This is a genomic window from Streptomyces sp. SP17BM10, from assembly GCF_036322405.1.
In the GTDB taxonomy this organism is placed as follows: domain Bacteria; phylum Actinomycetota; class Actinomycetes; order Streptomycetales; family Streptomycetaceae; genus Kitasatospora.
In genome coordinates, this window is record NZ_JAQYXB010000596.1 from 38,339 (window position 1) to 50,585 (window position 12,247).

Annotated in this window: 11 protein-coding genes; 6 read left to right on the forward strand and 5 right to left on the reverse strand. The window is 73.3% G+C overall.

The features are described from left to right. Nucleotides 1-2: 2 nt before the first annotated feature. A complete protein-coding gene (locus PUR71_RS21345) occupies nucleotides 3-1,451 on the reverse strand; it encodes an aminopeptidase P family protein (RefSeq protein WP_329928672.1) in 1,449 nt (482 codons plus the stop codon). 152 nt (nucleotides 1,452-1,603) lie between these two features. Here PUR71_RS21345 and PUR71_RS21350 point away from each other — a divergent pair, with 152 nt between their 5' ends. The 5 genes from PUR71_RS21350 to PUR71_RS21370 are packed head-to-tail and all read left to right on the forward strand — an operon-like array spanning nucleotide 1,604 to nucleotide 7,298. Continuing rightward, on the forward strand, nucleotides 1,604-3,355 hold the full coding sequence (locus PUR71_RS21350; RefSeq protein WP_329928673.1) for an ABC transporter substrate-binding protein: 1,752 nt from the start codon (nucleotides 1,604-1,606) through the stop codon (nucleotides 3,353-3,355). A gap of 10 nt (nucleotides 3,356-3,365) precedes the next feature. Further along, on the forward strand, nucleotides 3,366-4,340 hold the full coding sequence (locus PUR71_RS21355) for an ABC transporter permease (protein WP_329928674.1): 975 nt from the start codon (nucleotides 3,366-3,368) through the stop codon (nucleotides 4,338-4,340). After that, the gene (locus PUR71_RS21360) at nucleotides 4,337-5,323 is read left to right on the forward strand and encodes an ABC transporter permease (RefSeq protein ID WP_329928675.1); all 987 of its coding nucleotides are present in this window, start codon (nucleotides 4,337-4,339) and stop codon (nucleotides 5,321-5,323) included. Before PUR71_RS21355 ends, PUR71_RS21360 begins: the two co-directional genes overlap by 4 nt. Next, nucleotides 5,323-6,321: an ABC transporter ATP-binding protein gene (locus PUR71_RS21365; protein WP_329928676.1), complete on the forward strand. Its 999-nt coding sequence runs from the start codon at nucleotides 5,323-5,325 to the stop codon at nucleotides 6,319-6,321. Before PUR71_RS21360 ends, PUR71_RS21365 begins: the two co-directional genes overlap by 1 nt. Then, nucleotides 6,321-7,298, forward strand: a complete 978-nt coding sequence (locus PUR71_RS21370; RefSeq protein ID WP_329928677.1) for an ABC transporter ATP-binding protein — start codon at nucleotides 6,321-6,323, stop codon at nucleotides 7,296-7,298. The genes PUR71_RS21365 and PUR71_RS21370 overlap by 1 nt, the downstream gene beginning before the upstream one ends. A gap of 224 nt (nucleotides 7,299-7,522) precedes the next feature. Here the strand turns inward: PUR71_RS21370 and PUR71_RS21375 are convergent, their stop codons facing one another. Then, the gene (locus PUR71_RS21375) at nucleotides 7,523-7,900 is read right to left on the reverse strand and encodes a YrdB family protein (protein WP_329928678.1); all 378 of its coding nucleotides are present in this window, start codon (nucleotides 7,898-7,900) and stop codon (nucleotides 7,523-7,525) included. Nucleotides 7,901-8,026: 126 nt separating this feature from the next. After that, nucleotides 8,027-10,141, reverse strand: coding sequence for a S9 family peptidase (locus tag PUR71_RS21380; protein ID WP_329928679.1), 2,115 nt, complete (start codon nucleotides 10,139-10,141; stop codon nucleotides 8,027-8,029). A gap of 85 nt (nucleotides 10,142-10,226) precedes the next feature. Between PUR71_RS21380 and PUR71_RS21385 the strand changes: the two genes are divergently transcribed. Continuing rightward, nucleotides 10,227-11,399 carry an aminotransferase class V-fold PLP-dependent enzyme gene (locus tag PUR71_RS21385; RefSeq protein ID WP_329928680.1) on the forward strand — a complete coding sequence of 391 codons (1,173 nt, stop codon included), beginning with the start codon at nucleotides 10,227-10,229 and terminating at the stop codon, nucleotides 11,397-11,399. A gap of 58 nt (nucleotides 11,400-11,457) precedes the next feature. Here PUR71_RS21385 and PUR71_RS21390 read toward each other — a convergent pair whose 3' ends face one another. Together PUR71_RS21390 and PUR71_RS21395 are read right to left on the reverse strand one after the other, a co-directional pair. After that, nucleotides 11,458-11,790 (reverse strand): ArsR/SmtB family transcription factor, encoded by a 333-nt coding sequence (locus PUR71_RS21390; protein WP_329928681.1) that lies wholly within the window; start codon nucleotides 11,788-11,790, stop codon nucleotides 11,458-11,460. 30 nt (nucleotides 11,791-11,820) lie between these two features. Then, the gene (locus tag PUR71_RS21395) at nucleotides 11,821-12,195 is read right to left on the reverse strand and encodes a hypothetical protein (RefSeq protein WP_329928682.1); all 375 of its coding nucleotides are present in this window, start codon (nucleotides 12,193-12,195) and stop codon (nucleotides 11,821-11,823) included. Nucleotides 12,196-12,247 lie beyond the last annotated feature (52 nt).

Sequence of the window (12,247 nt, forward strand, 5' to 3'; positions counted from 1 at the left end):
CTCTAGCCCAGCAGGTCGGCCATCCAGGACTCGATGGCGGCGGGTGTCCGGGGGAGTGCGGTGGACATCAGGCGGGCGCCGTCTTCGGTGATCACGAGGTCGTCCTCGACGCGGATGCCCAGGCCGCGGAGTTCCAGGGGGAGGGTCTCGTCGTCGGGTTGGAGGTAGAGGCCGGGTTCGACGGTGAGAACCATGCCCTCCTCCAGGGTGCCGTCGAGGTAGCGGTCGGCGCGGGCCTGGGCGCAGTCGTGGTAGTCGAGGCCGAGCATGTGGCCGCTGCCGCAGAGGGTGTAGCGGCGGTAGAGGCCGTTGTCCTCGGCGAGGGCCTGTTCGGCGGAGATGCGCAGGACGCCCCAGTCGGCGAGGCCTTCGGCGATGACGCGCATGGCGGCGCGGTGGAAGTCGCGGAAGCGGGCGCCGGGGCGCAGGGCGGCGATGCCGGCGCTCTGGGCGGCGAGGACGAGGTCGTAGGCCTGGCGCTGGACGGGGGTGAAGGTGCCGCTCAGGGGCAGGGTGCGGGTGATGTCGGCGGAGTAGAGGGTGTCGGTCTCGACGCCGGCGTCGAGCAGGAGCAGGGCGTTCGGGTCGAGGGCGCCGTCGTTGCGGATCCAGTGCAGGACGCAGGCGTGGGCGCCGGACGCGGCGATGGTGGTGTAGCCGGTGCCGTTGCCCTCGGCGCGGGCGCGGAGGTCGAAGACGCCCTCGATCCAGCGTTCGCCGCGGGGGTGGCGCAGGGCGGCGGGCAGGGCGCGGACGACGTCCTCGAAGCCCAGGACGGTGTGGTCGACGGCGAGTTGGAGCTGGTCGACCTCCCAGCTGTCCTTGACCAGGCGCAGCTCCGAGAGGACGGCGGCCAGTTCGCGGTCGCGGAGGGAGTCGGCGCCGGTTCGCAGGGAGTCGACGAAGGGGTCGGTGCCGGCCAGGACGCGGGTCGGCGGCTGCGGTCCGGTGAACAGCTTGGCGAGGTCGTCGAGGTGTTCGGTGCGCAGGCCGGTGAGCGCGGCGGCCTCGGCGAGGTCGGGGCGGCGGCCGACCCAGAACTCGCCGTAGCGGCGGTCGCGGTAGAACTCGGCGCCGTCGCGCGGGGAGCGGGGCCGCAGGTGGAGCACCGGTTCGTGACCGGTGGGGCCGGCCGGTTCGAGGACGAGGACGTGGTCGGCCTGGTCCTCGCCGGTGAGGCCGGTGAGCCAGGCGTAGGCGCTGTGCGGGCGGAAGCGGTGGTCGAGGTCGTTGCAGCGGACCTTGAGCCGGCCGGCGGGGACGATCAGCCGCTCGCCGGGGAACGCGGCCGAGAGCCGGGCGTGCCGTCCGGGGAGGCGGTCGTGGCCGGGTGCGCGGCGGTCGGCGGGCAGTGGGCTGGGGGCCCACCGCGTGGCCATGAAGGCGTCGAGCGCGGGGGAGACGGGAAGGTCGTGGCTCCCCGTGTTGAGGTCGGCTTGACGGAGGGTCACCGGTGAACTCCTCGACGTGGCAGGGGCGGTAGGGCGCCGGACACAGCTCGGTAACGGGCTGCACAGCCTCTTGTGCAGTGCAATTTCACATTACTATGTTACGGGTCACACAGCGGAGCGGCCAGACCCGGCCCCCACAGCGGAGTTGCAACATGACCAGGCGCACCCACGCCGCGCTCGCGGCAGCCCTCGCGGCGACCCTCACCCTCGGCCTCGGGGCCTGCACGAACGACAAGAGCGACAGCGGCGGTGACAGCCGGGCCGCGAGCACCAAGGCCCCCGGCGCCGCCTCCGGCTCGATCGTCGGCGGCACCCCGGTCAAGGGCGGCACCCTGACCGTCCTCTCGAACCAGGACTTCGCCCACCTCGACCCGGCCCGCAACTGGACCATGCCGAACATGGACTTCGGCATCCGGCTGCTCTACCGCACCCTGGTCACCTTCAAGGCGGAGCCGGGCGCCGCCGGCAGCGAGATCGTCCCCGACCTCGCCACCGACCTCGGCCGCTCCTCGGACGGCGGGAAGACCTGGAGCTTCACGCTCAAGGAGGGCGTCAAGTACGAGGACGGCACGCCGATCAAGTCCGCCGACATCAAGTACAACGTCGAGCGCTCCTTCGCCCCCGACCTCACCGGCGGCCCCGACTACGCGGAGCAGTACCTGGCCGGCGGCGAGAACTACAAGGGCCCGCTGAACGGCGAGCACCTGGCGAGCATCGAGACCCCGGACGACAGGACCGTCGTCTTCCACCTCAAGCGCCCGGTGGCCGAGTTCTCCTACACCGCGACCCTGCCGACCTTCGCGCCCGTGCCCCAGACCCAGGACAAGGGCACGCAGTACGACCTGCGCCCGTTCTCCTCCGGCCCGTACAAGATCGAGACCTACGACCGCGGCAAGCAGCTGACGCTCGTGCGCAACACCAACTGGGACCCGGCCACCGACCCGGTCCGCAAGGCCTACCCGGACAAGATCGTGGTGGTCCAGGGCCTCAAGGGCGGACAGGTCGACGACCGGATCATCGCGAGCGAGGGCGCCGACGCCTCGGCGGTCGAGTGGATGAACCTGCGCCCGGAGTCGGTCGCCAAGGTGCTGCCCAAGCCGGACGTGAAGTCCCGGCTGATCGCCGAGCAGCAGGGCTGCACCGACATGCTCTACCCCAACACCTCCAAGGCGCCGTTCGACGACCCGAAGGTGCGCGAGGCGCTGATGTACGCGGTGGACCGGGACGCCCAGGTCACCGCGAACGGCGGCCCGGCGATGGGCGACGTGGCCACCTCCTACCTGCCGCCCGCGATGACCGGCGGCACCGAGGTGGACACGCTGAAGATCGCCCCGACCGGCGACCCCGAGAAGGCCAAGCAACTGCTCAAGGACGCGGGCAAGACCGACCTCAAGGTCTCGCTGACCGTCTCCTCCGGCGACAAGACCCGGGCCGAGGCGCTCCAGCAGTCGCTGGCCAAGGCCGGGATCCAGGTCACCATCACCACCGCCGACCCGTCCGTCTACTACGACACCATCGGCGACACCAAGAACGCACCCGACCTCGCCATCCTCGGCTGGTGTCCGGACTACCCCTCCGGCGCGACCTTCCTGCCGATGGTCTTCGACGGCCGCACCATCAAGGAGAAGGGCAACCAGGGCAACGTCGAGCAGTTCCGCGACCAGGCCACCTCGGACCGGATCGACCAGATCAACGCGATGACCGACGTCGCCGAGGCCAACAAGGCCTGGCTCCAGCTCAACGACGACCTGATGAAGAAGGCGCCGACCGTCCCGATGCTCTGGCAGCGCCGCCCGCTGCTGGCCGGGACGAACGTGGCCGGCGCCTTCGGGCACCCGGTGTGGACCGGTCAGTGGGACTTCGCCACGATCGGCCTCAAGGACCCCTCCAAGAGCCAGGGCTGAGGGAGCGTCCATGCCTGCCACTATTGAGCCCGGCACCACTGAGCCCGTCGCCGCGCAGGCCGCGCCGGCGGGCCCCGCGGAGGCCACCGGGCGCGGGCCCTGGCGGCTGGTCTGGGACCGGCTGTGGGCCCGCGGCTCGGCCCGCTTCGGCCTGGTCGCGGTCGCCCTCCTGGTCCTGCTCGCGGCGCTGGCCGGCCCGCTGAGCGCGCTCGGCGGCTGGTCCCCCGACGAGTTCGACAAGCGCGCGATCGACCCCTACCTCGGCGGCCAGCCGATCGGGGACTTCGGCGGCATCGGCACCCGGCACTGGCTGGGCGTCGAACCGTCGACCGGGCGCGACCTGTTCGCCCGGGTCCTGCACGGCGGCCAGGTGTCGCTGCTGATCGCCTTCACCGCCACCGCCGTGGTCGTGGCCGCCGGCACCCTGGCCGGGATCGCCGCCGGCTACTTCGGCGGCCGGACCGACTCCGTGCTCTCCCGGCTGATGGACCTCACGATGTCCTTCCCGTCCCTGATCTTCATGATCGCGATGATGTCGGTGGCCAGGGACGTCAACCGGATCCTGCTGATCACCCTGGTCATCGGCCTGTTCACCTGGCCCGGCATCGCCCGGGTGGTCCGCGGCCAGACCCTCTCGCTCAAGCACCGCGAGTACGTCGAGGCCGCCAAGGTCGGCGGCGCCCGGCCGTGGCGGATCCTCACCCGCGAGATCCTGCCGAACGTCTCCGGCCCGGTCATCGCCTACACGACGCTGCTCGTCCCCGGCATGATCGCGACCGAGGCCGCGCTCAGCTACCTCGGCGTCGGTGTCCGCCCGCCGACCCCCTCCTGGGGCCAGATGATCGCCGAGAGCATCAACTTCTACGAGACCGACCCGACGTACTTCCTGATCCCGACGGCCTTCCTCTTCCTCGCCGTGCTCGCCTTCACCCTGCTCGGCGACGCGCTGCGCGACATCCTCGACCCCCGGGCGGGCCGGTCGTGATCCTCTACCTCGGCCGCCGGCTGCTCGGCGTGGCCGGCATCCTGCTCGCCATCTGCGCCATCACCTTCACCATCTTCTACCTGCTGCCCAGCGATCCGGCCGCGGCGGCCTGCGGCAAGACGTGCAGTCCGGAGCGGCTCGCCGACGTCAAGGCCGCGATGGGCCTGGACCGGCCGGTCTGGGAGCAGTTCACCGGCTACCTGACCGGCATCTTCGCCGGCCGCGACTACGGCAGCGGCGCCAGCGCCGTGCACTGCGGCTTCCCGTGCCTCGGCTACTCCTACGAGTACTCGCTGCCGGTCTGGGAGCTGCTCACCGACCGGCTGCCGGTCTCCGTCTCGCTGGCGCTCGGCGCGGCCGTGCTCTGGCTGGTCCTCGGCCTCGGCGCGGGCGTCACCTCGGCGCTGCACAAGGACACGGTCCTCGACCGCACGCTGATGGTGTTCTCGGTCGGCACCGCGTCGCTGCCGGTCTACTTCACCTCGATCATGCTGATCTGGGGCGTCGTCAGGACGGCCGGACTGCTGCCCTACCCGGCGTACCACGCGTTCGGCGACGGTCCGGTGCGGTGGGCCTCGAACCTGCTCCTGCCGTGGATCGCGCTCGCCCTGCTGTACGCGGCCATGTACGCCCGGCAGAGCCGCAACTCGATGATCGAGGCGATGGCCGAGCCGTACATCCGCACGGCCCGCGCCAAGGGGCTGCCGGGCCGGACCGTCACCGTCAAGCACGGGCTGCGCTCCGGGATGACGCCGATCCTCACCATCTTCGGCATGGACCTCGGAGGGCTGCTGGCCGGCGCGGTCATCACCGAGTCCATCTTCGGACTGCCCGGCGTCGGACGGCTCTTCTACGACGCGCTGGTCCGCTCCGACCAGCCGGTCATCCTCGGCGTCACCCTGCTCGCGGCCTCCTTCATCGTCGCGGCGAACCTGCTGGTCGACCTGCTCTACGCGTTCGTCGACCCGAGAGTGAGGTACTGATGGCCGCCTTGTTGGAAGTCGAGGACCTCAGGGTCTCCTTCGACACCCCGCGCGGCACCGTCCGGGCCGTCGACGGCATCTCCTTCACCGTCGAGGCCGGGCGCACCCTCGGCCTGGTCGGCGAGTCCGGCAGCGGCAAGTCCGTCACCTCGCTCGCCGTCATGGGCCTGCACCGCGGCGCCGCCGTCACCGGCTCGATCCGGCTGGACGGACGGGAGCTGAACGGGATCGGCGAACGGGAGCTGGGCGCCGTCCGGGGCCGGCGGATCGCGATGATCTTCCAGGACCCGCTGTCCAGCCTGCACCCCTTCTACACCGTCGGCGAGCAGATCGCCGAGCACTACCGGGTGCACTTCCGGGCGGGCCGCCGGGCCGGCCGGGAACGCGCCGTCGAGATGCTCGCCGAGGTCGGCATCCCCGAACCGGCCCGCCGCGTCGACGAGTACCCGCACCAGTTCTCCGGCGGCATGCGCCAGCGCGTCATGATCGCCATGGCCCTCGCCTGCGAACCCGACCTGCTGATCGCCGACGAGCCCACCACCGCCCTGGACGTCACCGTGCAGGCGCAGATCCTCGACCTGATCGCCCGCATCCAGCAGGAGCGCGGCCTCGGCGTCGTGATGATCACCCACGACCTCGGCGTCGTCGCCCGGGTCGCCCACGAGGTGCTCGTCATGTACGGCGGACGGGCCGCCGAACAGGCCCCGGTGGAACGGCTGTTCGGCGTCCCCGCGCACCCGTACACCCGGGGTCTGCTCGACTCGCTGCCCCGCCTCGACGACACCGACGACGCCCCGCTGCGCGCCATCCCCGGCAGCCCGCCGTCGCTGATCACCCCCGCCCCCGGCTGCTCCTTCGCGCCGCGCTGCGCCCGCACCACCGCCGCGACCGCCGAGGAGCACGCCCGCTGCCTGGCCGAGCGCCCCGAACTCGGCCCGCTCGGCCCCGGCCACCAGGCCGCCTGCCACCTGCCGCTGGTGCCGGAAGGGGTCGTGTGATGGGTGAAACCCTGCTTTCCGTACGGGACTTGGTGAAGACGTTCCCGGGGCGCCGCAGTCGCGCCGGCCGCGCGGGGGCGCCGATCCGGGCCGTCGACGGGGTGTCCTTCGACGTCGGCCGGGGCGAGACCCTGGGCCTGGTCGGCGAGTCCGGCTGCGGCAAGTCCACCACCGGCCGGATGATCGTCCGGCTGCTCGACCCGACCGCCGGCAGCGTCACCTTCGACGGCACCGAGATCGGCGGCCTGTCGCAGTCCCGACTGCGGCCGCACCGGCGGCACTTGCAGATGGTCTTCCAGGACCCGTACTCCTCGCTCAACCCCCGGCAGACGGTCGCCCGGATCATCTCCGAGCCGCTGCTGGTCCAGGGGGCGGGCACGGCCGAGGCGCGGAAGCGGGCCGGCGAGCTGATGGAGCTGGTCGGGCTGATCCCCGAGCACCTCGACCGCTACCCGCACGAGTTCTCCGGCGGCCAGGCGCAGCGCATCGGTATCGCCCGGTCGCTGGCCACCTCGCCGAAGCTGGTGATCGCCGACGAGCCGGTGTCCGCGCTCGACGTGTCGATCCAGGCGCAAGTCGTCAACCTGATGGAGGAGTTGCAGCGCGAACTGGGCCTCGCCTACGTGTTCATCGCGCACGACCTCTCGGTGGTCAAGCGGGTCTGCGACCGCGTCGCGGTGATGTACCTGGGCCGGATCGTCGAGATCGGCGACAAGGCCGAGGTGTACGGCAACCCGGCGCACCCGTACACGAAGGCGCTGCTGTCGGCCGTGCCGCTGCCCGACCCGGCGGCGGAGCGGACGCGTGAGCGGATCGTGCTGGCGGGGGACCCGCCGAGCCCCGCGAACCCGCCGTCCGGCTGTACGTTCCACCCGCGCTGCCCGAAGGCGCAGGAGGTGTGCCGGTCGGAGCGGCCGCTGCTGAAGCTCGCCGGTCCGGGTGGCCGGCAGGCGGCCTGCCACTTCCCGGAGGCCTGACCCGGGCGGCACGTCCCAGACCCCCGGTCGGGCGCGGTGGGGAATCTCACGAGGACCGCGCCCGACCGGGTTCCAGCCGTTCGTTCACGCGCCCATCCGCTCATCCGTTCATCCGTTCTTTCGGCGAGGGCGGCAGCCGGCGCGGGCCGAGCCCCTCGGCCGCGGTGGCCCGACGCGTAAGCCCCGGGCCCCCTTCGTCGGGGGCCCGGGGCTTGCGCGTACCGCTACGCGGTGGTGTACTCCACGGCCGTGGTGACCACTGCGAGCACGCCGTACACCGTCGCGAGCGTGGTCCGGCCGGTGGCGTACAGGGCCAGCGCGCCGGTGCCGAGGACCACCAGCTTGAGGACGATCTCGGCGGCGAGCGGCAGCCGGTACTTCGGCCCGCCCGCGGCCAGGAACAGCCCCCAGACGGTCGCTGCCAGGGCGGGTGCGCCGAGCCCGAGGAGCAGCCTGGTGCCCGGGTTGGTGCCGGTCCTGAACCCCCAGTAGCAGAGGGCCGCGAGCAGCCCCAGCTCCAGTCCGAAGGCGACTGCGCCGTTGGCCGCGGTCAGCGGCGTCCACTGGCGCTGCTTGATGGGGCCAGGTCTCTGGATCTTCATCTCGTCCGCTCTCCCCGTTTCGCCGGCCGGTCGTCCGGCCGTTCAGCCCGGCACCCGGGTCGAGTGCCGGTCATGGCGGAGTGTGGCAGTCCGGCCGGGCCAACTCAATGGATCACGCTCAACCGATCACTCCAAGGTCTCCCGGAAGAAGGCGAGTTCGGCCTGGGCGACCTGCTCGCCCACCCCGCCGGGCGTCATGTGCGTGACGCCGGGCAGCGGCAGCACGCGGTGCGGGCGGCCGGCCCGGGTCAGCGCGCGGGACAGCTGCAGGGTGTGCGAGGGGTGGACGTTGTCGTCGGCCAGCCCGTGGACGAGCAGCAGCGGGCGGGTCAGCGCGGGGGCGTCGGCGATCAGGCAGTCGTCGGCGTAGCCCTCCGGGTTGTCCTGCGGAAGGCCGAGGTAGCGCTCGGTGTACGCGGTGTCGTACTGCCGGAAGTCGGTGGGCGGGGCGCCCGCGCTCGCGGCGCGGAACACGTCGGGGCGGCGCAGGACGGCGAGGGCGGCGACGTAGCCGCCGTAGGACCAGCCGCGCACGCCGACCCGGCCGAGGTCGAGGTCGGGGTGGCGCTCGGCGAGGGCGTGCAGCGCTGCCACCTGGTCGTCGAGCGCCACCTGGGAGAAACGGCGGAAGATCGCCCGGGTGAAGGCGGGGGAGACGAACGGGGTGCCCCGGTTGTCGGTGGTGACGACGGCGAAGCCCTGGTCGGCCCACCACTGGCGGAGCTGCCAGCGGCGCGGCTCGCTCGCGACGGCCTGGAAGCCGGGGCCGCCGTAGACGTCGAGGAGGACGGGCAGCCGGCGGCCGTGGACGTGGTCGCGCGGGTACACCACGGCGGTGGGCAGGGCGAGTTCGGTGACGCGCGCGAGGTGCGGGCGGACGCGGAACGGGAGGGCGGCGCTCTGGTCGGTGAGCGGGAGCTCGCGGCCGTCGGGCAGGCGCAGCGTGCGGCGGACGCCATCGGGGGTGGCACAGGTGAGCAGCAGGGTGCCGGCGGCGGCGAGGGCGGAATGGATGCCGGGGCCGTCGCTGAGCCGCTCGGGCGGGCCGCCGTCCGGGTCGACGAGGTGGACGTGCTGGTCGGCCGGGTCGCCGTCGGTGCTCTCGCACAGCAGTCGGCCGCGCAGGGTGCCGGTCACCCGGCGGATCTGGAGGCCGGTGGTGTCGAGCGGCTTGCCGTCGAGGGCGAGGCCGCGGGCGTCCGGGGTGTCGTGGGCGGTGAGGAGGCGGCCGTCGGGGAGCCGGGCCGGGGTGCCGGGCAGGTCGTCGACCCAGAACTCGTCGGTGGTGCGCGAGAGTTCGCGGGTCTCGCCGGTGGCCGGTTCGGCGGTGAGCAACAGGACGTTCTGCTGGAGCCGGTCGGCGACGGTCAGCAGGATCTCGTCGTCCGAGGCCCAGTGCGCATCGCAGACGTACGGGAACGCGGTCGCGTCCCAACGGAGTCGGACGCGGCTGTGGTCGAGGCCCAGGATCCACAGCTGGACGTCGGCGTTCGGGCCGCCCGCCTGCGGGTAGGCGAAGTCCTCGGCGGGCAGGCCGGGTCGGGCGGGGTCGGCGAAGTACCGCCGGGGCAGGGCGGATTCGTCCACCCGGGCGGCGAGCAGCGCGCCGCCGTCCGGGCGCCACCAGTGGCCGCGGTGGCGGCCGAGCTCCTCGGCGGCGGCGAACTCGGCGACGCCCCAGCGGGCGCCGTCGGCGGGGGAGAGGGGTGCGGGGTCCGGGTGGACGTACAGCGCGTCGTCGGCGACGTACGCGACGCGCTCGCCGGTGGCGTCCGGGCGGGGGTCGAACGCGGGCCCCGAGGTGGGGAGTTCGGTGGCGGTGCCGGTGGCGGTGCCGGTGGCGGTGTCGACGCGGAAGAGCCGGCCGTCGAGGGCGAACACGGCGACGGCGAGGTCGGCGGTGGCCGCGTACGTGCCGATGCCGGGGGCGGCCAGCCGGGTCCGTTCGCGCAGGCGGCGCTCGACGGCGGGCAGGTCGTCGCGGTGGCCGGTGCGGCCGGGGGCGAGCGCGGCGGGGTCGGCCACCAGGCGCTCGGTGCCGCTCGCGGTGCCGCTCGCGGTGCCCGTCGCGGTGCCCGCGGTGTCGAGCAGGTACAGGCGCTCGACCGGGTCCTCCGGACCGGCCGAGCGGAGCAGCAGCAGCCGGGTACCGTCCTCGCTGAGCGTGGTCGCACGCGGGGCACCGAAGGTGAACCGGCCGGTTCGGGCGCTGAGGGTGAGGAAGGGGTCCGTGATGGTCATCGCCCGATGGTGGCCGGACGGCGCCTTGCCGGACCAGGGGTACGTCATGTGAAATGTCACACAACACCAGCAGGAGGAGAGTGCAGTGACCGAGGACCTGCCGACCGCCGAGCCCCCCGAGCCCCTGGCCGGGACCGACGGGCTGTTCGGCCTCTCGACGGACGCCGCGCACCTGAACCACGGCTCGTACGGCGCGGTTCCCCTGCGCGTCCGGCGGGTGCAGGAGCGGCTGCGCGCCGAGCACGAGCTCGACCCGGACGACTTCTTCGCCGACCTGCCCGCCCGGATCGGCGCCGCCCGCCGCCGGATCGCCGCCGAGCTGGGCACCGACCCCGACCGCCTCGCGCTGGTCACCAACGTCACCGAGGCGGTCGCGGTCGCGCTGGACACCGTCCCGCTCGCGCCCGGCGACCGCGTCCTCGTCACCGACCACGGCTACGGCGCCGTCACCCGGGCCGCCGCCCGGCGGGCCGCAGAGGTCGGCGCCGAGCTCGTCACCGCCGAACTGCCCCTCGACGCCCCGGACGAGCACGCCGTCCGGGAGGCGGTGCTGGCGGCCGTGGACGGGCGCACCCGCCTCGCCGTCCTCGACCAGGTCACCTCGCCCACCGCCCGCGTCGTGGCCGGCCCGGCGCTGCTCGCCGAGCTGCGCCGGCGCGGCGTGACCACCGTCGTGGACGGCGCCCACGCGCCCGGCATGCTGCCCGCGCCGGTCGAGGACGAGGCCGACTTCTGGTGCGGCAACCTGCACAAGTGGGCCTTCGCCCCGCGCGCCACCGCCGTCCTGTCCGTCCGCCCGGAGTGGACGGACCGGGTGCGCCCGCTCGCCCTCTCCTGGGAGCACGACCGGGGCTTCCCGGCCAACGTCGAATGGCGCGGCACCTGCGACTACACGCCCTGGCTGGCCGCCCCCGCCGGATTCGACCTCCTGCGGGAACTCGGCACCGGCCGCGTCGCCTCGCACAACGCCCGGCTCGCCGCGTACGGCCAGCGGGCGCTCGCCGAGCGGGCCGGGCTGACGCCGCTGCCGGCGCCGTCCTGGGCGTGGATGCGCACGGTCCGGCTGCCCGCAGGGTGGGCCGAGACCGAGCCCGACGCGCGGGCGGTGATGGCGGCGGTGCGGGAGCGCCTCGCGACCCGGGTCGCCGTTCGCCCGTGGGAGGGCGGCGGGGTGCTGCGGGTGTGCGCGCAGGTGTACAACCGGCCGGGCGAGTACGAGCGGCTGGCGGACGGGCTGGCCGAGCTGCTGAAGGGCTGAGCCGCTGATGCGCTGAGCCGCTGATGGGCTGAGCCGCCGCTTTGGGCTGCGCGGTCCGTCAGTCGGCGGAGGCGCGCAGTTCGGCGAGGAGCCGGTTCTGGTCGGCGAGCAGCCCGGTGAGTATCCGCCGGGCGGAGCGCAGCAGGTCGGCGACGTCGCCCCCGGCGAGCGCGTACACCACCGTGCTGCCCTCCCGGGTGGCGGTCACGATGCCGGACCGGCGCAGCACGGCGAGCTGCTGCGACAGGCTGGAGGGTTCGACCTCCAGCTCCGCGAGCAGGTCGCGCACGGGCGTCGGTCCGGCCTGGAGGAGTTCGAGGACCCGGATCCGCACGGGGTGGCCGAGCATCCGGAAGAACTCGGCCTTGGCCTGGTAGAGGGCTACCGGCACGAGATCCCCCCTTCCCTGGTGTCGGTGCGCTCAGATCTCCAGGGCGAGTTCGATCCGCTTGAGCTGGTGGCGGGCCATCGCGAGGTTGGAGCGGTTGCGGTTGAGCGCGAGGAAGAGGAACAGGCCGCGGCCGGAGGGCGTCGTGATCGGCCGGACCATGTGGTACTGGTTCGTGAGGCTGATCAGGATGTCCTCGATCTCGTTGTCGTGCAGGTTGAGCATCTCCATCGCCCGCATCTTGGCGCGGACGACGTCGGTGTTCCCGGCGGCGGCGACGTTGAGGTCCAGCTCGCCGCCGTCGCCGAGGCTGCCGAGCGCCATGCCGCTGCCGTAGTCGACGAGGGCCACGCCGATCGCGCCGTCGATCGACATCGCGTCCTTGAGGGACGTCTCCAGGTTCGCCATCTCGCTGTCCTCCCGTGTATCCGGTCCGGTGCGTGTGCCCGGCGCCGGTGCG